General features: G+C 37.7%; 18 protein-coding genes. 7 read left to right on the top strand and 11 right to left on the bottom strand.

Annotated features, from left to right (window positions below):
* Positions 1 to 187: 187 nt before the first annotated feature.
* The 5 genes from ACTF48_RS04635 to ACTF48_RS04655 all read right to left on the bottom strand — a co-directional run bounded on the left by ACTF48_RS04635 (position 188) and on the right by ACTF48_RS04655 (position 3,785).
* The gene (locus ACTF48_RS04635; protein ID WP_438961974.1) at positions 188 to 733 is read right to left on the bottom strand and encodes a ClpP family protease; all 546 of its coding nucleotides are present in this window, start codon (positions 731 to 733) and stop codon (positions 188 to 190) included.
* Positions 734 to 808: 75 nt separating this feature from the next.
* Entirely contained in the window at positions 809 to 1,648 is an 840-nt protein-coding gene (locus tag ACTF48_RS04640) for an alpha/beta fold hydrolase (protein WP_438961975.1), read from the bottom strand.
* A gap of 9 nt (positions 1,649 to 1,657) precedes the next feature.
* A complete protein-coding gene (locus ACTF48_RS04645) occupies positions 1,658 to 1,801 on the bottom strand; it encodes a hypothetical protein (RefSeq protein ID WP_438961976.1) in 144 nt (47 codons plus the stop codon).
* Positions 1,801 to 2,199, bottom strand: a complete 399-nt coding sequence (locus tag ACTF48_RS04650) for a hypothetical protein (protein ID WP_438961977.1) — start codon at positions 2,197 to 2,199, stop codon at positions 1,801 to 1,803. The genes ACTF48_RS04645 and ACTF48_RS04650 overlap by 1 nt, the downstream gene beginning before the upstream one ends.
* 68 nt (positions 2,200 to 2,267) lie before the next feature.
* Positions 2,268 to 3,785, bottom strand: a complete 1,518-nt coding sequence (locus ACTF48_RS04655) for a helicase HerA-like domain-containing protein (protein WP_438961978.1) — start codon at positions 3,783 to 3,785, stop codon at positions 2,268 to 2,270.
* Positions 3,786 to 3,878: 93 nt separating this feature from the next.
* Between ACTF48_RS04655 and ACTF48_RS04660 the strand changes: the two genes are divergently transcribed.
* Positions 3,879 to 4,511, top strand: coding sequence for a 7-carboxy-7-deazaguanine synthase QueE (locus tag ACTF48_RS04660; protein ID WP_438961979.1), 633 nt, complete (start codon positions 3,879 to 3,881; stop codon positions 4,509 to 4,511).
* On the opposite strand, the gene ACTF48_RS04665 is transcribed toward ACTF48_RS04660, so the two are convergent.
* Positions 4,508 to 5,047, bottom strand: coding sequence for a DUF2911 domain-containing protein (locus ACTF48_RS04665; protein WP_438961980.1), 540 nt, complete (start codon positions 5,045 to 5,047; stop codon positions 4,508 to 4,510). The genes ACTF48_RS04660 and ACTF48_RS04665 overlap by 4 nt on opposite strands.
* A 171-nt stretch (positions 5,048 to 5,218) precedes the next feature.
* On the opposite strand from ACTF48_RS04665, the gene gyrB reads away from it, so the two are divergent.
* The 5 genes from gyrB to ACTF48_RS04690 all read left to right on the top strand — a co-directional run bounded on the left by gyrB (position 5,219) and on the right by ACTF48_RS04690 (position 15,726).
* Positions 5,219 to 7,159, top strand: a complete 1,941-nt coding sequence (gyrB, locus tag ACTF48_RS04670) for a DNA topoisomerase (ATP-hydrolyzing) subunit B (RefSeq protein ID WP_438961981.1) — start codon at positions 5,219 to 5,221, stop codon at positions 7,157 to 7,159.
* 691 nt (positions 7,160 to 7,850) lie between these two features.
* On the top strand, positions 7,851 to 8,771 hold the full coding sequence (mdh, locus tag ACTF48_RS04675; protein WP_438961982.1) for a malate dehydrogenase: 921 nt from the start codon (positions 7,851 to 7,853) through the stop codon (positions 8,769 to 8,771).
* Between the two features lie 147 nt (positions 8,772 to 8,918).
* A complete protein-coding gene (locus ACTF48_RS04680) occupies positions 8,919 to 9,524 on the top strand; it encodes a hypothetical protein (protein ID WP_438961983.1) in 606 nt (201 codons plus the stop codon).
* Between the two features lie 165 nt (positions 9,525 to 9,689).
* The gene (gene secDF / locus ACTF48_RS04685) at positions 9,690 to 12,749 is read left to right on the top strand and encodes a protein translocase subunit SecDF (protein WP_438961984.1); all 3,060 of its coding nucleotides are present in this window, start codon (positions 9,690 to 9,692) and stop codon (positions 12,747 to 12,749) included.
* A gap of 304 nt (positions 12,750 to 13,053) precedes the next feature.
* Positions 13,054 to 15,726, top strand: a complete 2,673-nt coding sequence (locus ACTF48_RS04690) for a gliding motility-associated C-terminal domain-containing protein (protein WP_438961985.1) — start codon at positions 13,054 to 13,056, stop codon at positions 15,724 to 15,726.
* 605 nt (positions 15,727 to 16,331) lie between these two features.
* On the opposite strand, the gene ACTF48_RS04695 is transcribed toward ACTF48_RS04690, so the two are convergent.
* From ACTF48_RS04695 to folE, 5 genes are all read right to left on the bottom strand, one after another.
* Positions 16,332 to 16,808: a DUF192 domain-containing protein gene (locus tag ACTF48_RS04695; RefSeq protein WP_438961986.1), complete on the bottom strand. Its 477-nt coding sequence runs from the start codon at positions 16,806 to 16,808 to the stop codon at positions 16,332 to 16,334.
* Positions 16,801 to 17,760 carry a prolipoprotein diacylglyceryl transferase gene (gene lgt, locus ACTF48_RS04700; protein WP_438961987.1) on the bottom strand — a complete coding sequence of 320 codons (960 nt, stop codon included), beginning with the start codon at positions 17,758 to 17,760 and terminating at the stop codon, positions 16,801 to 16,803. Before lgt ends, ACTF48_RS04695 begins: the two co-directional genes overlap by 8 nt.
* Positions 17,761 to 18,282: 522 nt before the next feature.
* Positions 18,283 to 18,507 (bottom strand): membrane protein insertion efficiency factor YidD, encoded by a 225-nt coding sequence (yidD, locus tag ACTF48_RS04705; RefSeq protein ID WP_438961988.1) that lies wholly within the window; start codon positions 18,505 to 18,507, stop codon positions 18,283 to 18,285.
* On the bottom strand, positions 18,507 to 19,991 hold the full coding sequence (gene cysS / locus ACTF48_RS04710; protein WP_438961989.1) for a cysteine--tRNA ligase: 1,485 nt from the start codon (positions 19,989 to 19,991) through the stop codon (positions 18,507 to 18,509). The genes yidD and cysS overlap by 1 nt, the downstream gene beginning before the upstream one ends.
* Before the next feature lie 92 nt (positions 19,992 to 20,083).
* Positions 20,084 to 20,755, bottom strand: a complete 672-nt coding sequence (folE, locus tag ACTF48_RS04715) for a GTP cyclohydrolase I FolE (RefSeq protein ID WP_438961990.1) — start codon at positions 20,753 to 20,755, stop codon at positions 20,084 to 20,086.
* 184 nt (positions 20,756 to 20,939) lie between these two features.
* Here folE and ACTF48_RS04720 point away from each other — a divergent pair.
* On the top strand, positions 20,940 to 22,732 hold a 1,793-nt coding region (locus tag ACTF48_RS04720), incomplete at its 3' end, for a PKD domain-containing protein (protein WP_438961991.1).

The following is a 22,732-nucleotide window of genomic DNA, read 5'->3' on the forward strand; positions in this document are numbered from 1 at the left end:
TAATTTATGATTTTTCTAGTGTCACCTTGAGCGTAGCCTGCCTGCTGGCAAAGGCAGGTCGAGAGGTCTCTGACACTAATTTTGAAACGAATTTACAATTAAGTCTCGACTGGATCAGACTAAATTTAATACTAAAAAAAAGCCACCCTAAAGATAAGGTGGCTTTTCTAATATGTAAGTTAATGTATTAAATGATACCGTCTACGATACCATATTCTAGAGCTTCATCTGCACCCATCCAGTAATCACGATTAAAATCCTTCATTACTTTTTCAAAGGGCTGCCCACAATTATCTTCATAAAGTCTTGCGAGAATCTCTCTAGTTTTTAATATCTCGGCAGCCGTTATCTCTATATCTGTGCTGGTACCACGTGCTCCACCGCTAGGCTGGTGAATCATTACACGACCATGTTTTTGAATGAAACGGCGTCCTTTTTCTCCACCAGATAATAATAAAGAACCCATTGAAGCAGCAAGACCACTGCATACAGTACTTACAGGACTTTTAATCTCTTGCATGGTGTCATAAATAGAAAATCCAGCGGTTACATAGCCACCAGGACTGTTAATAACAAAGGTGATTTCCTCATTACTTAAAGAGTCTAAATAAAGCAATCGATCCACACAATGTTGCGCGGTTTTATCGCTTACCATACCCCATATAAAAACCTTGCGCTGTTCTATCAGGGCATTATCTATTTTATCTTGTAGTTTACCAGTTGTTTTACTCATGTATTTTTCTTTGGTCTAAAAGTAAGCAATAATCACAAGTGATTAAAGCAAGAATTTCTTAAAGCTTGGTCTTTTTTATGATTTTAAAAAGTTAACGATATGTTCTGTGTTCTCGTTAGTGTGTAAACTATGCCCACCAGTTGAGGTTTCAATAAATGTGGCGTTTTTCATTTTTTGTACAATCTGCTTTCCTGCAATAACAGGAACAATGGCGTCACTTTTTTCATGTAGGATAAGTGTCGTGGCAGTAATGTTTACCGCAAAGTTTTCAGTTTTAAAATCGGCTATTTTATAACCAAATCGCTTTTGAAGCAGTGCATCTAGTCCTTTATAGACACGGTTGTTAAAACTGAGCAGTTGCTGGTAGCCACGCATGATCACTTCAAGTGAATTAGGACTTCCTAAAAGAACTAGCTTTTTTAAACTTGGTGATGGATGGTGATATTCATTATACACCGTAGCCATAGCGCCTACACTGTGAGATATAATAATCTCAGGTTCATAAAGTGCAATGGTAGATTTAATGAGTTTAGAATATTTAATGGCTGTAAATAAAGTGCCGTCGCTATTACCGTGAGCAGGTCCATCTATCGCAATAATATTTAAATCCAGTCTTTTTAAATCTGGAAAAAGGTACTTCCATCTAAAGGCGTTTGATTCCCAGCCATGGTTGAGCAGCACAGTAGGTCCATTTCCTTTCCAGTGGTAGAGCATATATAGCCCATCTTCAGAAGTGATGCGCTGTTGTCTAGCGCTGTTTAAAAATTCTCTCTGATGTTCTAGAATGCGTCCACGTCGTGGCGTGCTAAAAACTTTAAGAGCGATTGATGCAGCTTTGTCTTGTGAAAAGAGGCTTAATAAATTAAAATAAAAGCCATACAGTTTAGGTATGGCTTTTTGTAAAAATCGTTTCATGAAATGGTTTTACCAGCTTACAAAAACATATTTAGGTTGAGCAGTGTCTGGAATCATAGTTTTTTCAATGGTAGCAGACATGTCAAATCGTACTTCAGATGGTAATAACTCTTTATCTACGGTATAATAAAAGTTTTGGTCATTTACTCGCACTACAGAATTATAATCATATTGTCGATACTGGAAACAGGATATGCAGCACTTATGGTTTTAAAGTCACTTTCAATAGTGATTCCATCTAGCGTTTTAAATCGATTGTCTCTTATCCTAATATACTCTATAGTAGAAGTACTGTCTTCTTCAAGAGGAGTAAGCGTTAAAAGATGTTTGCCGCCTTTTTCATAAACTTCAATAGAGCTAGGACCATTACTAAACTCGTCTCCTTTTATATTCTTAACTAAGCTGTCATTTGCATATAAGCTGTCCAGTTGATATACCATCATTTCCTTAGTGAGATGACCTACACGATCTTTGCTCCATTCAAATGGATCTTGCTGCTTAGAACAAGAAGCTATGGTGATGACTAGTAGTAATAAAAATATGTTTTTCATAATGTGTTATTAGTGATTACAAAATTACTTTTAGTTATGATAACAAACCATTAAAATGAAGATAAATTTTACTTAAGTGCTTTTGCTAATATTCCCATCACACCTCTTATAAAACTAGCACTGGTTAACACTTTTACGATCGGGTTTTGACGTGTGCTAGTTCTTCTTGAAGAGCTGCGTTTAGCTTTGGCTTTTTCTTCTTGCGCCTTTTGTTTGATCTCGTCTTCGTTTGCTTTTTCTATTTTTTCTTGAAGAATTTCTTCAGCGCTTTCTCTGTTGATTTCCTCATTGTACTTATCGGTAAGTTCTGAGTCTGCGATCAGGTCGCTGAGCTCACGATCTGTAAGTATGTCCATTCTACTCGCTGGTGCTCGTAATAAAGTTGCCGCTAGTGGACTAGGTCTGCCTTTTTCATCTAGGGCAGAGATTAATGCTTCTCCTATTCCTAGTGAGGTAAGGACTTCGGCAGTGTCATAAAACTCTGTTTCTGGATAGTTTTGAGCGGTGAGTTTAATGGCTTTACGATCCTTTGCTGTAAATGCTCTAAGAGCATGTTGCACCTTTAAACCTAGCTGGCTTAGTACACCTTCTGGGATATCAGTAGGGTTTTGTGTTACAAAGTAAAGCCCTATTCCTTTAGAACGTATTAGTTTCACGATACTTTCTATTTGATCTAATAAAGCGCCACTTGCTTGATCAAAAATCAAGTGCGCTTCATCTATGAACATAATAAGTTCTGGCTTATCAGCATCTCCTTGTTCTGGGAATGTGCTGTAAATTTCGGCCAGTAAGCTTAACATAAAAGTAGAGAACAGCTTAGGTCTATCTTGAATATCTGTAAGACGTATCACGTTTACATATCCTCGTCCTTCACGATCTTTACGCACTAGATCTTTTACCTCAAAACTGCGCTCTCCAAAGAATTGATCAGCACCTTGTTGTTCTAATTCGATAATTTTTCTGAGAATAGCGCCGGTAGATGAGGTAGATATACGTCCATATTCTGCTTGAAATTCTTCTTTTCCTGCTCCTGTAGCATATTGTAATACCTTTTTAAGATCTTCTAGATCTAGTAATGGTAGCTTATTATCGTCACAGTACTTAAAAACTACAGAGATGATTCCTGCTTGAGTCTGAGTTACATCTAGAATTCGCGAAAGCAAAACCGGTCCAAATTCACTTACCGTAGCACGCATTTTTATTCCATCTTGCTCAGAAATGGTCATGATTTCTACCGGTGAATTATGAGCGGTGTATTCCAGCCCTATTTTTTGGTGACGTTCATCAATTTTAGGATGTCCATCACTAGCCGCTGCAATTCCTGATAAATCTCCCTTAATGTCCATTAATAAGGACGGGATTCCTTTTTGAGAAAGTTGCTCTGCAATAATTTGAAGTGTTTTAGTTTTTCCAGTTCCTGTTGCTCCAGCGATAAGACCATGGCGGTTCATGGTTTTTAACGGAATTTTTACGTGAGCACCGGTAAGCGTTTCTCCATTAAGCATGGCTGCTCCCATAATAATGGAATCTCCTTTAGGGCTATAACCTTCGGTAATTACTTTATGTAAAGCATCTTTGTCAGTCATGAATATAAAATTTTGTGTAAAGTTAATTAATTCTACTAGTCTTTATTAGCGACTCTATTCTTGAATCTGAATTTTAAAAAGTACCTTTGCGACATGTTAGAAAAATCAATCTCACAGGCTGTTGAAAAAGGGGAAATGCTTCCTCTTATGGAAGAATTTTACACGATTCAAGGTGAAGGTAGTCATACAGGAAAAGCGGCTTATTTTATAAGAGTAGGCGGCTGTGATGTAGGTTGTCACTGGTGTGATGTTAAGGAAAGTTGGGATCCAGAAAAGCATCCACCTACGGCGGTTACTCAAATTGTTGAAAATGCTGCAAAATATAGTAAAACGATTGTGGTGACTGGTGGCGAGCCATTAACATGGGACATGAATCCATTAACGGCTGGTTTAAAATCTCAAGGAATGCAGGTGCATATAGAAACCAGTGGTGCTTACCCATTAACAGGAACTTGGGACTGGATATGCTTATCTCCTAAGAAGGTGAAAATGCCACTTCCTGAAGTTTATACCGCAGCGCACGAGTTGAAGGTGATTATCTATAATAAACATGACTTCGCTTTCGCGAAAGCGGAATCAGAAAAAGTAAGTGCTACTTGCAAGCTTTATTTACAGCCAGAATGGTCTGTACGGGAGAAAATGATACCACTCATTACGGAATTTGTAATGGAAAATCCAGAGTGGCATGTGTCTTTACAAACGCATAAATACTTGAATATTCCTTAAGCTTTAGTAAGTTCTATAGGTAAGTTTACTAAAGTATCATCCCAGCCCATGAATAGAATTAATCCGTCGGGTTGAGCTACAAAACTTATAGAGAATTCCTCAATGGTTTGAGGAGATAACATACTTTCCATAGTTACTTTAAGTACATCTTTTGAGGCGTCGTACTTCGTTCCCCATTGGTTAGTTTGAGAGTTTAAAATAAAGGTCCATTCACCTTCTGTAGGAATGGTGTAAATGGAGTAAGCTCCTGCTTTTACTATAGTTCCATTTATGGTAACATCTTTAAAGAAATCTATTTCAGTAGCTTCATTTGCGCCTGTGCGCCATACTTCACCATATTTAACGAGTTTTCCAAAGATAGTTCGTTCTCTTTTAGAAGGTCTGCTGTAAATGACTCTAGCGATGGCCTGGTTGTCATCGTCTCTGTGAATGACTACATCCAGTGGGCTTTTATCTATTTTAGAAAAAGAGATTTCTTGTGCTTGAACTGTTAAAAAGGTGGTTGTTAATGCTATTATAAAAAGGAAATATTTCATTTGCGATTATTTAAGTTCTTCTAAGATATAAAAATGCACCAATAAATGATCGCTTGCTATTAATAATTTGTTAATAACTTAAGTGCATAAATAAGGCTCTAAAGCCTATAAACCTTGATGGTTCCTTATATTTGTTTGTTACGGAAATAAAGTAAAATTTACACTCAAATTATGAGCGAAGAAAAAGATAGAAGCGGTTACGGCGCAGACCAGATTCAAGCACTAGAAGGAATGGAGCATGTGCGCATGCGTCCATCGATGTATATAGGTGATGTAGGAGTGCGTGGTTTACACCATTTAGTGTATGAAGTAGTAGATAACTCGATTGATGAAGCCCTTGCTGGCCACTGTGATAATATTACTGTAGCTATCAATAAGGATAATAGTATCACGGTGACTGATGATGGTCGTGGTATTCCTGTAGATATTCACAAAAAGGAAGGTGTGTCTGCATTACAAGTGGTAATGACTAAGATAGGTGCTGGAGGGAAATTTGATAAGGACTCTTATAAGGTATCTGGTGGATTACACGGTGTAGGTGTGAGTTGTGTAAACGCATTATCAGATCATTTAAAAGCTACGGTTTATCGCGATGGTAAAATATGGGAACAAGAGTATGAACGTGGTAAAGCCATGTATCCTGTTAAGGCTATAGGAGATACAGATAAAAGAGGAACAGATGTGACTTTCCTGCCAGATCGCAGCATCTTTACTCAAAGTACAGAGTATAATTATGAAACTCTTGCTAACAGGCTTAGAGAACTCGCCTTTCTTAATAAAGGAATTAAAATTATTCTTACTGATAGGAGAGAGCAAGATGAAAAAGGAAACGATAAAACTGAAGTGTTCCAGTCTGAAGAAGGATTGAAAGAATTTATACGTTTCTTAGATGACACGCGCCAGCCTATTATTGCTGATGTAATCTCCATGGAAGGTGAAAAGAATGGTATCCCTGTAGAAGTGGCAATGGTTTATAACGATAGTTATGCAGAGAATCTACACTCCTACGTAAATAACATTAATACACATGAAGGTGGAACGCACTTAGCCGGTTTCCGTCGTGGATTAACTTCTACACTTAAGAAATATGCAGACTCTTCTGGGCTTTTAGATAAACTAAAATTTGATATTGCTGGAGATGATTTCCGTGAAGGGTTAACGGCTATTATCTCTGTAAAAGTTCAAGAGCCACAGTTTGAAGGACAGACTAAAACTAAGCTGGGTAACCGTGATGTAACCAGTGCAGTTTCTCAAGCAGTTTCTCAAATGCTAGAAGATTATCTGGAAGAAAATCCTAGTGATGCCAAAACAATTGTGCAAAAAGTAATTCTTGCGGCACAGGCACGTCACGCAGCTCGTAAGGCTCGTGAAATGGTTCAACGTAAAACGGTTATGAGTGGTGGTGGATTACCAGGAAAGCTATCAGATTGTTCTGAAACTGACCCTACTTTATGTGAAGTATTCCTTGTCGAGGGAGATTCTGCAGGTGGAACTGCTAAGCAAGGTCGTGACCGTGAGTTTCAAGCGATCATGCCACTACGTGGTAAGATCTTGAACGTAGAAAAAGCCATGACCCATAAGGTTTTTGAGAATGAAGAAATTAGAAATATTTACACTGCCCTAGGTGTAACCATAGGAACTGAAGAAGATTCCAAAGCCCTAAACCTTGAAAAACTACGCTATCATAAAGTTGTGATTATGTGTGATGCAGATATTGATGGATCTCATATTGCTACCTTAATATTAACCTTCTTCTTCCGTTACATGCGTGAGATGATTGAAAAAGGATACATCTACATCGCCACGCCACCGTTATACCTCGTTAAAAAAGGTGCTAAAAAACGCTATGCATGGTCAGATAAAGAACGTGATGAAATAGCAGAATCTTTTGGTGGTGGTGCAAACATTCAGCGCTATAAAGGTCTAGGAGAAATGAATGCAGACCAGTTATGGGATACTACTATGAATCCAGAATTTAGAACACTACGTCAGGTAACTATAGATAGTTTACCAGAGGCAGACCGTATCTTCTCCATGTTAATGGGTGATGAGGTGCCGCCACGTAGAGAGTTTATTGAGAAAAACGCTATTTATGCAAATATTGATGCATAGATAATTTTCATATTATTTCTACAAAAGCCCTCATTAGAAGGGCTTTTTTATTGGAATAAAGTGTAGATATGAATCATATTTAATTTCTAATGCCGAATTCTTAATTTGAATTATTTTTTCACTAGATGATAAAGAAAATGAAAGCATAGCCTGAGCTACGGTTTCATTTTGAAATATAGACGAAAAAGAAACGGATTATATGCGACATCAGGAATGTAAATTGGTATAAGTGTATAAAGGTAAAAAGCCATAGCATAGCAGTGGTAACGGTATTATTTAATAAGACTTTATAAATTCAATTTGGTATATTCTTCAACTGGGTTCAGATTATCTAACGACACTTGTCGGTATTAATAGAGGTGAAATAGATGATATTTTAGGGTTTGTAAAGCGGTACTTTCATTTTGTCTTACCTGCCATTACCTCTTTTAAATTTGATAAGCTTTTTGCACCGTTTTGTATTATAGATACATGGTATAAAGCTTTTTTAAAAGTCATAACGCCATGTATCGGTAGAGGTTATGGTTATTGAATAGCTTTTTCATTTGTTGAATACTAAGAGATGTTAATTAATTCCTTAAAACGGTGCCAGTTTCTCTTATAAATCCTTATCGTTTTGTATTTTTACAATCTACTGGAAGTCCAGTAGATAGACCATTAATTTCAATCAATTTTATAAAAACATATTAAAATGAAAGTAACCGTAGTAGGAGCAGGCGCAGTAGGTGCTAGTTGTGCAGAGTATATCGCTATTAAAGACTTTGCAAGTGAAGTAGTTATATTAGACATTAAAGAAGGATTTGCAGAAGGTAAAGCCATGGATTTAATGCAAACTGCTTCGTTAAATGGTTTTGACACTAAAATCACTGGTTCTACTAGCGATTATTCTAAAACAGCTGGTAGTGATATCGCAGTAATTACATCTGGAATTCCTCGTAAACCGGGAATGACTCGTGAAGAATTAATCGGTATTAATGCTGGGATCGTTAAATCTGTAGCATCTAGTCTTGTAGAGCACTCTCCTAACGTGATTCTTATTGTGGTTTCTAATCCTATGGATACCATGACTTATTTAGCTCATAAAGTAACTGGATTGCCTAAGCACCGCATCATAGGAATGGGTGGAGCATTAGACAGCGCACGTTTCAAGTACCGTCTTGCTGAGGCTCTAGAAGCGCCTATCTCTGACGTTGACGGAATGGTAATCGGTGGGCATAGTGATAAAGGAATGGTGCCATTAACACGTCTTGCTACTCGCAACTCAGTGCCAGTTAGTGAATTCATAAGTGATGAGCGCTTAACGCAGGTTATGGAAGACACTAAAGTAGGTGGAGCAACTCTTACTAAGTTATTAGGAACTAGTGCATGGTATGCGCCAGGTGCTGCTGTGTCTGGGTTAGTTCAAGCGATCGCTTGTGACCAGAAAAAAATCTTCCCTTGTAGCGTCTTGTTAGATGGTGAGTATGGTCTTTCTGATCTTTGTATAGGAGTTCCTGTAGTCTTAGGTCGCAGCGGAATTGAAAAAATCGTAGAGATCAATTTAAGCGACGCAGAAAAAGCAAAACTTCAAGAAAGTGCTGAAGGTGTGAAAGCAACAAATGGACTGATCTAATTAGATTCCTTAATCATACAGGATAAAGCCGCTTCTATTATATAAGGAGCGGTTTTTTTATGCGTAGTAGTGAGGTTGTATTTACGCTTTCGCGAAAGCGCAGTTCAAACAATCATTTAAATGATAAATAGGTATTATATTTGACGCGTGAGTATAAAATGGTACATAGGAGTTTTAATTAGCTTAGTTACAATCTTTTTAGTCCAGCAACGAGACGTTGTTGTGCCTAATCAAGAGATTGTGGTGAACTTCTCAAGCGGTGTAGTGAGTGCAGAAGACGCTCAATACTCTGTGGAACTTCTAACCCAGCAACTCCTAGATGCTGGAGTGCAAGAAATACAAGCTGTATTACTTGAAAACGGTCGTTATAAAATAAGCTACCATAGCGAGCTTAACGTCGCTGGAATAAAACAGCTTATAAATATAGATACTTTTACTGCCTTTTTAAAGGATCTACCTCAATCACAAACATTACCTATTGAGCAACAGTCTCTATGTGAGCTAGATGTTTATGACTTACTGCAACATACTAATGATATATCAGACACAGAGTCTGCACTATTTATAGAAATAAAACAAGATGTTCATCGAGGTTCGCAGGTGAACTATTCTATTTATTCAATGGTGTCATCTACGAGTCTATATGGCTTGGTAGAGATGGACTTAAAAGGTTCTAATCAAGCGCTAGGGCTTACTGTGGTAAGTAGGGCACATGCTATTCCAGCGGTGAGAGCTGGCCCTTTACTGGGTTAAAAAGGGAATATCTATCCCATTTCATTTAAGAACTTGTCTAAGTTCTATGTTCTAATCTGTTTATAAGATTAGAGTTATCATTTATTTATATTAAAAAACAATATACAATCCTATGGCACACCATATATTTGCCGGATTGAAAAATTCTATTAAAAACAATTAATTATGCAAAATAAAGGACTGATCAGAGTGTTTGCGATCGTTTTTGCACTGGTAAGTATTTACCAGTTAACTTATACTTTTATCACTAATAAAGTAGAAGCAGATGCAGAGACTTATGCAAATTCAATCGTAAACGCAGATGATCCAAACGCTGCAGCATTAAGAGATGATGCTACAAAATCTTATTTAGATTCTATTTCTTCAAAAGAGGTATGGGCTGGATACACTACCTATGCCGATGCGAAAAACCAAGAACTTCAAAAAGGACTAGACCTTAAGGGAGGAATCAATGTGATCCTTCAAATTTCAGTAAAAGATCTACTAATAGGTATGGCTGATGGTTCTAAAGATCCAGATTTTCGTACTGCGCTAGAGCGTGCTGATGAAAGAGTTAAAGATGGTCAGGCAGACTACTTTGATTATTTTATTGAAGAGTTTAACGCTATAGATGGAGCTCAGTTAGGTTCACCAGATATTTATTCTAACCAGGAGATGGATGGTGTTATAGATTTTAATATGTCTAATGCTGAAATCGAACCATTATTAAGAGTGAAGCTTAAGGAATACATGGTGAGTGCTTTTGAGGTATTGAGAAAACGTATAGACCAGTTTGGTGTAACACAACCTAATATCCAGCAATTAGGAGATTCTGGACGTATCTTAATTGAGTTGCCAGGAGCTAAAGATATCAAGCGTGTAGAAGAACTTCTTACTGGAATGGCAGAGTTAGAATTTTGGCATGTTTATAAAGCCTCAGAAATATCAAGCTATATAATGCAAGCTGATGCGTACTGGGCAGAAAAACTGAAGGCAAAAAGTGAACTAGAAACAGCGGTTGATGCTACCGCAGAAGACGCTGCGACTGCTGTAGATTCTACAGAGACTTCAGGGCTTGATAATATCTTAGGTAATGATGCAGTGGTAGATGCTGAAGGTGAAGAAGATGCTGTAGATTATGATCAGAACCCGATCTTATCTAGAATGCTTGCTCCAGGAAATGCTACTGGTCCAGTAATCGCTACTTTTAAAGTTTCTGATAAAGAAACTATTTTAGGTTATTTAAATGACGCTCAAGTACGTTCTAATTTACCGGCAGAGATGCGTCACGTGAAATTTGCATGGGGTGTTCCTGTATTAAACGATGAGCTAGGCTATGAAATTACAGATTTATATGCGATACGTTCTAACCGTGAAGGAGAGGCGCCGCTAGGTGGAGCTGTGATTACTGATGCTCGTCAAGATTTTGAATTAAGTGGTAAAGTAGTAGTGAGCATGTCTATGAACTCTGAAGGAGCAAAGACATGGGAAGATATGACTACTGAGGCTTATCAAAATGGTACTCAAATAGCAGTAGTCCTGGATAACACCGTTTATAGTGCACCAGGAATTACAAATGGACCGATTACAGGAGGAAATAGCCAGATTTCTGGAAGTTTCTCAGTGACTGAGGCAGAGGATCTTGCAAATGTTTTACGTGCTGGTAAATTACCAGCTGGAGCAGAGATTATCCAAAAAGCAGTAGTAGGACCATCATTAGGTAAAGAAGCTATCAGCAGTGGTTTGTGGTCTTTTGGTATTGCATTATTGCTCGTACTTGTGTGGATGATTTTCTATTACGGTAGAGCAGGTCTTTATGCAGATGTTGCTCTTGTGGTGAATATTTTATTCATCTTTGGTGCATTAGCATCACTAAAAGCAGTATTAACCTTACCTGGTATAGCTGGTATCGTTTTAACTATAGGTATATCGGTAGATGCAAACGTTCTTATTTTTGAGCGTATTAGAGAAGAATTAGCTAAAGGAAAATCTCAGGCAGATAGTATTAAAGATGGTTTTAATAACGCTTTAAGCTCTATTCTTGATGCAAACATTACGACGTTCCTAACGGCATTGATTCTATTTGTTTTTGGAACAGGTCCTATTCAAGGATTTGCTACGACTTTAATGATCGGTATTTTAACGTCTTTATTTACGGCAATATTTATTACAAGATTGTTTATTGATGGCTACGGTAAAAACGGTAAGTCACTTGCCTTCTCTACACCTATTACTAAGAACTGGTTTAGAAACGTAAACATTGATTTCTTGAAAAAGAGAAAAGTAGCTTATGTGGTTTCTGCTGTAATTGTTCTGGCTAGTATTGTTTCTTTAGGAACTAAAGGGTTGAATTTAGGGATTGATTTTGCTGGAGGTCGTACTTATACGGTGCGTTTTGAACAACCAGTAAATGCCACCGAAGTGACTAAAACGCTTTCTGCAGAAGATGTTTTCGGTAGCGCTGAGGCAAAAACTTATGGTTCTGATAACCAGCTTAAAATTAGTACTAAATACGGTATTAATGGAGTAGATGCTGAGGTTACTAAAGATATCGAGTCTAAACTTTTTGAAAACTTAAAACAGTACATGCCTGAAGATATGGACATGGCTACGTTTGTAGATGTAAGTAAAGAAGATAAGCAATATGGTATTATGTCTAACTTTCAAGTAGGACCTACTATTGCTGATGATATTTTAACCGGATCCTTATATGCTATTTTTGGTTCACTTATAGTGGTGTTCCTTTATATCTTAATACGTTTCAGTAAGTGGCAGTTCTCTTTAGGAGCAGTAGCAGCGGTATTCCATGATGTAATTATTGTACTAGGTGTATTCTCACTTACTTATGATTTCCTTCCATTTAACATGGAAATAGATCAAGCCTTTATAGCAGCAATTCTTACGGTAATAGGGTACTCGCTGAATGATACCGTTGTAGTATTTGATAGAATACGTGAGTTTATAAATGAGCGCACTAACTGGGAATTTGCTCGCACGGTTAATGCCGCTATTAGCAGTACGATTTCCAGAACCTTAAACACCTCGTTAACTACTTTAATCGTGCTTCTTGCGATATTTACCTTTGGAGGTGAATCTATCCAAGGATTTATGCTTGCCTTAATTATAGGTGTGATAGTCGGTACATATTCTTCTGTATTTATTGCCACTCCTGTAATGTTTGATACCATGTCTAAGTCTAAAGGAAAATTACTTCCTAAAGAACCTAAACCGGTTAAAGAGGCTTAACCAAAAGCTTCATAAATTTTTTCAAAAAGTCGTTTAGATTTAAGTCTAAACGACTTTTTTTATGCCTTTTCAGCTCGTGACTGTCTTTGTCATGTTAAAAGAATGCTTTTAATGCCAATTTGAATTTATTAAGACTTTATAAATTCAATTTGGTGTAAGTCTTATTAGTGACTCTTTTTGATTTGATCTACTAGGCTGGAATTTCTTAATAATAGGTTAATAGATTTTCAAACTAAGTGCGGTCTTGTTCTAAGATTTTCTTACTTTGCATGATTGAAACTAACTGACATTAAATTATATGATAATGAAAAAACTATTATTCTTTGGATTGAGCCTGTTCTTTATGGCTACAATAGCTAGTGCTCAACCACCTACTACAGATTTGTTAATGGGTGATGGTGGTGCTGTAGTGTGTTCAGGTAATTTTGTTGATTCTGGTGGAGCAACAGGAGATTACGGTAATGATGAGAACTCTGTATTCACTATATGTTCTCCATTTGATACAGATTTTATATCTTTAGATTTTACGTTTTGGGATCTAGCTATTGGAGAATTACTTTTAGTTTATGATGGAGATCAAGCTACTGGAGCTCCTTTAGGAGTTTTTACTGCAGGTAATGTGCCAGGTTTAGTAACTTCAGCAAGTACTAACTGTTTGACCATGAGGTTTATATCTAACCCATCTGGTGTAGCAGACGGATGGCAAGCCACTATTTCATGTATAGATAATTGCCAGACCATATCAAATACCATTACTTCTACTCCTGCGGCTGATGGCGATGGTGTTACCCGTATTTGTCAAGGTGAAACAGTTAACTTCTCAGCTTCAACAGTTTTTAGTATTGATGGTGCTGGAGCTACTAGTGAATGGAGATTTGATGATGGTACGATTGTTCCTGGAAATACAGCTTCTAAAACTTATCCTGATGAAGGTATTTATAGAGCCGATTATGTGACATTTGATGCGAATGGTTGTAGAGATCGTTTTTTTGATGATGTAGTTATTCAAGTCTCTACAACGCCAGACTTTACCGGTACTGAAGCAGCGGATACTTCTATATGTTTTGGAGAGTCCACAGTCATTACTGGTGTAGTAGAAACAGTTGAGTTTGTAGCAGATGTTGCTCCACCTATTGCTGGTACAACTTTTTTACCAGATGGTAGTGGAGTTTCTTATCAAACCTGTATAGATGTTAGCGGATTTGCTGCTGGAGCAACTTTTCAAAATGTGTCAGATTTAGTTAGTTTCTTCATAGAAATGGAGCATTCATATTTAGGTGATTTAGACATCTCTTTAACCGCGCCTAATGGCTCAACGATTCAAATAATTACTTATCCTAATGGTGGTGGTAGTACGTTCTTAGGTGTGCCTATAGATATAGATACTAACCTTAACCCAGGAACTGGTTTTGTGTATAATTTTACTGAAGGTGCTACGGCTACAGATACTATGGCGCAGGCTGCTGGTGGTTTTGGAACCACTTTGCCGGCTGGTGATTACCTTACTGAAGATCCATTTAGTACCTTTATAGGTTCTCCTCTTAATGGGTTATGGTGTTTAACCATTATAGATAACCTAGCTAGTGATAATGGTTTTATATTTGAATGGGGAATTAATTTTAATCCTGCTATTATTCCAGCAGCAGGTAGATTTCAACCAGGTGAAGTAACAGATCAGTGGCTTGCAAATTCTGATATAACAGCAACAAATGGATCAGATATTACAGTTGTTCCTACGACTGCAGGACAGAACTGTTATGATTTTGAACTTACAGATAGCTTCGGTTGTACTTATGTTGAAACTGTTTGTATAGACGTAGCCCCAGAGATTACAAGTGTTCAACCTACTGATATTATTGTGTGTCAAAACTCAGGTTCTGTAACAGTAGATTTAACAACTAACGATGATGAAATCAGAAATGGTCTTGTGGCAACTGATTATGATGTTACTTACTTCAATAGTGATTCTGATGCACAAGCAGATACCAACCCTATTTTAACACCTGACGCCTTGCCTGTAAGTGCAAATACCACTGTTTGGGCACGAGTATTTGATAATGTAAATAACTGTTTCACTACAGAACAAGTGAACGTAGTATTTCAAGAGGTTATTTATAACAGCGTTCCGGCTATGGAGAGTTGTGATGATTTATCGGGTGATGAAATCGAGTCTTTTGACCTAACCACCCAAATCGCAGGTATTTTAGGAACTCAATCACCAGCAGATTTTAACGTAGCGTTTTTTACCAGTCAGCAAGATGCAGATGATAATATGAATGCTATTACAACACCAGCAGCTTATGATAACCTTTCTAATCCAGAAACTATATATGTACGTATTTCAAACGCACAAGATCAAGATTGTTACCAGACAGGTTCATTTACTATTGAAGTGTTAGGTGCTCCAGCGATAGGAACCGTGGCAAATGTTTCTGACTGCGCTACTAACCCTACAACTAATGAGTTAGATTTAACGCTCGCTGACTATGATGCAGCTGTTCTTGATGGCCAGAGTGCTGCGGCATATACCATTACTTATTATAATAGTGAGTCTAATGCACAAAGTGGATCCAGTGCCTTGAACTCGCCTTATGCGGCTGGAGATCAAGAAACTATCTATGCGCGTATCACTGATAATGCAACAGGATGTTTTGACTACACATCATTTTCAGTAACCGTTGAGGTTTGTGAAGTGTTTATCCCAGAAGGATTTTCACCTAACGGTGATGGAGTAAACGACACATTTGCAATGCCTAATATAGAGCAGTTTCCTAATTTTGAATTGACTATTTTTAATAGAAATGGTAACAAAGTTTATGAAACTACCGCTTCTAACTACGTAGAGTTTGCTGGTATTCCTAATGCAGGAGCGCTTGCTGGTGACGGTTTACTTCCTGTAGGAACTTATTTCTATGTCTTAAAGTATAACGACGCTCAGACTGAGGACGTAACAAGTTGGATGTATATTAATTATTAATCACGCTTTCGCGAAAGCGAATACAACTGAACATATTTTTAAAAAGAGCTTCTCGATAGAGAGGCTCTTTTTTTTGTTGCTATTTTTTCAATGAAATGATTGCAAAAGAAACGATCTATACAAAGTGTTTCAATGCTTAATCCAATTTATGTTTATAATGTCGTTAAATTAAATTTGGTATTATTTGCCAGCAAAGGAAAGTCGAGAACTAAACTCAAATGTTTTATTGAACCAGCATTAAAAACCTCTCGACTAAGCTCAACAAGACATATTTTCAAACCTGTCATTACGATGAGCGCAGCGAAGAAGTAATCTGCTGGTAATGGAGAGCAAGAGAATGTCCCACGTCGCGCGCGTTTGTAACGCGTTCGTTATAACTTAGCATTTATAATGCGCAAAGTCTTAACAAGAAATTGTTTTAAAAAAAATCAGAAAAGACTCTCCTTTTTATGATTTGGAGATGTTAGGTTAGTGAGTTGTTTATAATTACTTTTTCGCAATAGCGTATAGAAAACTTCAACAAGTCGCAAGGGTGCAATGGGTAGGTTTTGACCTGCCTTTGTCGGCAGGCAGGTTGCCCTTGAGGAGACAAAATTATCATGTCTTTATTCCCAAACCAAAGAATCCCCTATATCCAGTCCCCATTTTTCTGCAAGGCCGGCTTTGATCTCTAGTGTGTATTGTGCAGGACCAGCGCTAGGTAGTAGTGTTTCATCCATAGGTTTTGCGTTTTTGGCAAAGCTATCTATGGTTCCGTCTGCTTTAAGGTAGATAATATCTAGTGGAATCAGTGTGTTTTTCATAAAAAAAGAAAGCGGTTGCTCTTCTTGAAAAATGAATAACACAGCCTGATTATTTTTCATACTCGTGCGGTACATGAGTCCAGTTTGAACATCATAATCGGTATCGGCTATTTCTAGATCTAATGTTTGAATCGTGTCTTGAGTTCCCTTTTTAATCAGGTATCCTGTCGCTTCTTTCGTAAACGTGATATCAGCATCGGTTAAGATATTTGCTTCTTTATGGCGACAGCTAGATAGAGCTGTTATTGCAAAAATAGAAATGATGATTGAATTACGCACCAGTTTCGACTTTTGGGTTTTTGAACAAGCCTTTTGGACTAAACATTAGGAAAAGCCCAATAAGTATAAAAGGTATGCTTAACAGCTGGCCTGTATTTAATCCATATTCAAGGAGTAGTTCTTGGTCTGCACTTGTTTGAGATGCTTTAATAAACTCTATAAAGAAACGTACAGTAAATAAAAGGACAAAAAACAATCCTAATAAATAACCCAGTTTATGACGTTTCTCGGTTTTCCAGTATACTAAATACAAGATGATAAAAACACCTATATAGCATATAGCTTCATATAACTGTGCAGGATGTTTAAATGGAATAGATTCTAGGACTTCTGTAAATTGTGGGTTGTTAACAATTGTTTCAATCGCTTGATCAGGATCAGTATAACCCGTTTTTTGTAATGCAGCGGCGACATGAGGATCTGAGGTGTCGCGTACAAACTTAAATCCAGCCCAGAAATCACCACTTTCTTTACCGTTAATCTCACTATTAAATAAATTACCTAATCTGACAAAGGTTCCTCCTATAGCGGTAGGGATAACGATACGATCTAGAATCCAGAACATGTGTTTTTTTAAATGCTTTCTACTATAAAAAAACATCGCGATGATAATCCCAAGTGCAGCGCCATGACTAGCCATACCTGCAAAGCCAGTCCATTTAAATGGGTCCAGTTGAAATGGTAATAAAACATGTAAAGGATCTGAGAATAGTACACTTGTTTCATAGAATAAATAATGTCCTATACGTGCGCCAACCAGACAACCTATAACCGTATACATAAATAATGGATCCAGTTTATCCAGTCCCATCTTATCGCGTTTAAAAATAGGTTTAATGATATACCAGCCCAGTACAAAGGCGATCACATAAGACAAGCTATAAAAATGAATGGTAAAAAAACCAAGGTCAATTCCTTCTAACGGATTCCAAACTACCTTTAATGAATACATATACTTTTATTAGGCGGCTAAATTAAGGATTTTAGTTGTGAGCTGTATGTTTTTGTGCTGTGAGTTTTTGAGCTGTGAGTCTTTGAGTTGTGAGTTTTTGAGTTGGTTAGTTTTTGAAGAAGGAATGAGGTATGAGGGATTCAGGATGAGGTTGTTTGTGTTTTAAATCAATAATGGATAATAAAATTCTAATGAAGTAAAAACAATGGGCAACTTTGGAGTTTGGAAAAGCTTAGCTGGCAAAGCCCCAATGTCCTGCGGGCATTACCCTACAGGTGAAAATTTGGGATTTGGAGCTTGGAGTGTTGGCATTTGAAATAAAAAATAGGCAATCTATTTTTGCATTAGCAAAAGTCAATCGGCAAACTTGAAACTTGAGCTTATTGAAGTTTAAATAACAGTCTGTTTTCAAATAATTCTGCGGCAAGCTCAGAAAGTCGCACGTTTTCCTAAAATCCTTAAATAAAAACATGATTTTGATTTTAGTTTAGATTTTATTAGTTCACTTAAACTTCAACTTAATCAGGGAACCGGATCATAACCACTGCCGCCCCATGGGTGACAACTCAGTATTCTTTTAAGCGCTAGCCAGCCACCTTTAAAAGCACCATGTTTTTTTAAAGCACCTACAGCATAGTGCGAGCAAGTAGGAGAGTAGCGGCAACTTGCTGGTGTAAAAGGAGATATCGCTACTTGATAAAACCGTACGATCCATAATAGCGGATATGCGAGCAGCGAGTATTTCATTATTTCACCGTATAAGTAGTGCCGTCAGCACCATCTTTTAATTGAATTCCCGCAGCTTGTAATTGATCTCTAATTTGATCACTAGTTGACCAGTCTTTATTGGCTCGAGCTTGAGTTCTTAAATCTATAATTAATTGCATAGCACCATCCAGGTGCTGCGTGTCATGAGATCCAGCTAGATTCACTGATTCAAGACCTAGTACATCATAGAAAAAGGCTTTAAAAGTGTTGTGTAATAAATCAACATCAGCAGCAGTTGCTTTTTGCTTGCCGTCGTTAATACTGTTGATCATTTTTGCACCTTCAAATAACTCAGCAATAAGAATAGGCGTGTTAAAATCATCATTCATAGCCGCATAGCAGCGATCTACCCAAGCTTGAACTTCTAGTGTGCTTTCTTTGCTGGCTGCTATCTTTTCTAGTGTTTTTAATGCTTCAGTTAATCGGTTAAAACCTTTCTCTGCCGCCAGTATAGCATCATTACTAAAGTCTAAAACACTACGGTAATGCGCTTGCATCATAAAGAAACGTACCACGCTAGGTGAAAATGCTTTTTCCATAAAATCATTATCGCCTGTAAAAAGCTCTTCTGGTAAAATAGAATTTCCGGTAGATTTAGACATTTTTTTACCGTTTAGGGTCAGCATGTTAGCATGCAACCAGTAATTTACTGGGTTGTGTCCATGTGCTGCTTCACCTTGTGCAATTTCACATTCATGATGTGGGAACTTTAAATCCATTCCACCGCCATGTATGTCAAAGGTCTCGCCTAAATATTTAGAACTCATAACCGTACATTCTAGATGCCATCCTGGGAAACCATCACCCCATGGACTAGGCCATCTCATAATGTGCGATGGGCTCGCTTTTTTCCATAACGCAAAATCCTGCGGATTCTCCTTTTCACTCTGTGCGTCTAGTGCACGAGTATTAGCAATCATGTCCTCAAGCTTGCGACCACTCAACTTACCGTACTCATGATCTTCATTAAATTTAAGAACATTAAAATAAATAGAGCCGTTGCGCTCATAAGCATAACCATTATCTATGATCGTTTTAATGATCTCTATTTGCTCTACGATATGACCAGTAGCTGTAGGTTCAATATTAGGCGGTAAGTTGTTGAATTTTTGAAGAACCTTATGAAAATCGAGCGTGTATTGCTGGACTATTTCCATAGGTTCTAGTTTCTCAACTCGAGCTTTTTTAGAGATTTTATCTTCACCTTCATCAGCATCATCAGTAAGGTGGCCAGCATCAGTAATATTGCGCACATAGCGCACTTTATATCCTAAATGTTGCAAGTAACGATAAATCATGTCAAAGGATATGAACGTGCGACAGTTTCCTAAATGTACATTACTATAAACCGTAGGTCCACAGACATACATGCCCACAAGACCTTCATGAATAGGTTTAAAAACTTCTTTTTCTCCTGTTAAGGAATTGTATAGTTGGAGCTCGTTATCCTTATGTCGCACCATGATTTATTGATTGTTTATGCTTAAATATGTAGGGTAGCTGTTACGTTTACGCTTTCGCGAAAGCGTGGTTACCACTATCTTATAAAGAGCTATTAAAATTTAGTTTCCATCTTTATATAGTCTAGGAACTCACGGCGTACTGCTGGATCTTTAAACGCACCGCCAAATTCACCAGTTACGGTACTGCTCTCAATATCACGGATCCCGCGACTGTTCACACAAAGATGTTTTGCGTCTATCACACAGGCTACGTCTTCAGTATTCATGACTTGCTGTAGTTCTCTAACGATTTGAATGTTCAAGCGTTCTTGAACTTGTGGGCGTTTTGCATAATAGTCCACAATGCGGTTCATTTTAGAAAGTCCTACTACGCTACCGTTTGAAATATAAGCCACGTGCGCACGTCCTACGATAGGTAGTAAATGATGCTCACAAGTAGAGTAGAGAACTATGTTTTTCTCCACGAGCATCTCGCCATATTTATACTTATTATCAAAGGTTGAGGCACTAGGTTTAGCATCTGGTCGCAAACCGCCGAAGATTTCTTTTACAAACATTTTTGCCACACGGTTAGGTGTTCCCTTAAGACTATCATCAGTCATGTCCATGCCTAGTGTTTCTAGAATATGGTACACGTCTTTTTTAATGATTTCTATTTTCTCAGCATCACTTTTATCAAACGCATCTGCTCTCAAAGGTGTTTGTTCATTTGAGGATAAGTGATCGTGATCATCTATGTTATTAACTAAATCGTCTATTTTCATGTGCTTGTATGCTCTATATTCAGAGTCCTAAATTATAAAAAGCAAAGGTATGCAATACAGATGTAATAGCGATATTTAAAGGAGATTAGACTAAATAAAAGCTCTTTTACGTTAATGAGTTGTTAAGGATTTTTACCATATTTGTAAATGCAGTTTATTAATTAGAACAAGCAACTCCTAAAAGATGAAAAAAATAATAATACTAATCGTGCTTTTTGCAGGGATGTACTCCAGTGGGCAAGGGATTTTTAACATGGTAAATGATGGTGGGAATCCAGTGCGATATATAGCATGTAGTGGTTCCTTTAATGATGATGGTGGTCCTGGTTCTTATTCTAATGGCTTTAATGGAACTGCTACGATATGTCCTGGTATTAGTACAGATAGAATGCAGCTCAACTTTGTACAATTAGAGATCCTTGCAGGAGATGTTTTTACGGTTTATGATGGTGACTCTACGGCTGCTCCGGTTCTGGGTACTTATACTAATACTACTACCGCGCCAGGATTGCTGCAGGCTAGCCCTACAAATCCTACGGGTTGTCTTACCGTGCGTTTTACTTCAAATGGTAGTGGAACTGCCGCTGGATGGAGAGCTGCTATAGGTTGTTTTGATCCATGTCAAGCTATTTCTACGACTATAGTCACCACACCTGCGCCAGATGCTGATGGGATATTGAGAATTTGTCAAGGTGATACGGTAAACTTTAATGGCTCTGCTACTTTTAGTGTAGATGGAACAGGAGCAACATATGAGTGGGATTTAGGAAATGGCGGTGGATTAAATCCAGGAGCGATACAGAGTGAAACTTATGTGACTACGGGTATTTATATCGTTGATTTTGTGGTTACAGACGCTACAGGTTGTTCTGATCGAGAACAGCAAGATCTCGTTATACATGTGTCATCAGATCCTGACTTTACGGGAACTGCTGCTGCAGACAGCACGATTTGTTTTGGAGAATCTACAACTATAGATGGTGTCGTTAACCCTGTAGAATTTGCCATAACACCATCGCCACCTATTACGGGACAGACCTTTTTGCCTGATGGAAGTGGAGTAAGTTATGTTACCTGTATCAATGTGGATTTATTCCCATCTGGTGCTACTGTGACAAACGCCTCTGATCTCGTAGATATTTTTGTAAATATGGAGCATTCTTATTTAGGAGATTTAGATATATCTGTCACGGCACCTAATGGTGCTACGGTCTCACTACACACTTACCCGAGTGGTGGTGGTACTTTTTTAGGAATTCCTATTGATGATACCACGTCTGGTCCTGGTTCTGGATTTGATTATGTGTTTACGGAGTCTGCTACACAAACCTGGGCGCAAACTCAGGGTAGTGTATCTACTATTCCTGCAGGAGACTATTTGCCTGTTGATCCTTATAGTACTTTTATCGGTAGCCCACTAAACGGTCAGTGGTGTATAAATATTACAGATAATTTAAGTGCAGATGACGGCTACATATTTTATTGGGGACTTAATTTTAATCCTGCGATCATACCATCAGACTTATCATTTACACCTAGCCCTACCAGTGAACAATGGTTACCTGATCCTTCTATTACAAACACTTTAGGAAACACGATAACAGTTACACCTACTACAGAAGGGATAAACTGCTTTACTTATGAGTTTGTAGATAATTTTGGTTGTACATATACTGATGTGGTTTGTATAGATGTGTTGCCAGAAATACTAAATGCTGTACCGTCAGATTTTACGATTTGTGATCCTACAGGAACTGCTGCGACTGTAGATTTAACCTCAAGAGATCTTGAAATACTGAACGGTTTAGCGGCAACAGACTTCCCTATAACATATCACCTTACTGAAGCCGATGCTGAAAATTTAGTAAATGAAATCCCTACACCTACTACTTTTACAAATACTTCAAATCCGCAGACTATTTATGCTGCCATCACAGATATTACGACCATGTGTGTGGTCGTAGAACCTTTTGATAT

The sequence above is a fragment of the Nonlabens sp. genome, assembly GCF_965660805.1.
Lineage (GTDB): Bacteria > Bacteroidota > Bacteroidia > Flavobacteriales > Flavobacteriaceae > Nonlabens.

Excerpts from the sequence above, each read along its gene's own strand:
- ACTF48_RS04635 (WP_438961974.1), bottom strand. The coding sequence starts at position 733 with ATGAGTAAAACAACTGGTAAACTACAAGATAAAATAGATAATGCCCTG.
- ACTF48_RS04640 (WP_438961975.1), bottom strand. The coding sequence starts at position 1,648 with ATGAAACGATTTTTACAAAAAGCCATACCTAAACTGTATGGCTTTTAT.
- ACTF48_RS04650 (WP_438961977.1), bottom strand. The coding sequence starts at position 2,199 with ATGAAAAACATATTTTTATTACTACTAGTCATCACCATAGCTTCTTGT.
- ACTF48_RS04655 (WP_438961978.1), bottom strand. The coding sequence starts at position 3,785 with ATGACTGACAAAGATGCTTTACATAAAGTAATTACCGAAGGTTATAGC.
- ACTF48_RS04660 (WP_438961979.1), top strand. The coding sequence starts at position 3,879 with ATGTTAGAAAAATCAATCTCACAGGCTGTTGAAAAAGGGGAAATGCTT.
- ACTF48_RS04665 (WP_438961980.1), bottom strand. The coding sequence starts at position 5,047 with ATGAAATATTTCCTTTTTATAATAGCATTAACAACCACCTTTTTAACA.
- gyrB (WP_438961981.1), top strand. The coding sequence starts at position 5,219 with ATGAGCGAAGAAAAAGATAGAAGCGGTTACGGCGCAGACCAGATTCAA.
- mdh (WP_438961982.1), top strand. The coding sequence starts at position 7,851 with ATGAAAGTAACCGTAGTAGGAGCAGGCGCAGTAGGTGCTAGTTGTGCA.
- secDF (WP_438961984.1), top strand. The coding sequence starts at position 9,690 with ATGCAAAATAAAGGACTGATCAGAGTGTTTGCGATCGTTTTTGCACTG.
- ACTF48_RS04690 (WP_438961985.1), top strand. The coding sequence starts at position 13,054 with ATGAAAAAACTATTATTCTTTGGATTGAGCCTGTTCTTTATGGCTACA.
- lgt (WP_438961987.1), bottom strand. The coding sequence starts at position 17,760 with ATGTATTCATTAAAGGTAGTTTGGAATCCGTTAGAAGGAATTGACCTT.
- yidD (WP_438961988.1), bottom strand. The coding sequence starts at position 18,507 with ATGAAATACTCGCTGCTCGCATATCCGCTATTATGGATCGTACGGTTT.
- cysS (WP_438961989.1), bottom strand. The coding sequence starts at position 19,991 with ATGGTGCGACATAAGGATAACGAGCTCCAACTATACAATTCCTTAACA.
- folE (WP_438961990.1), bottom strand. The coding sequence starts at position 20,755 with ATGAAAATAGACGATTTAGTTAATAACATAGATGATCACGATCACTTA.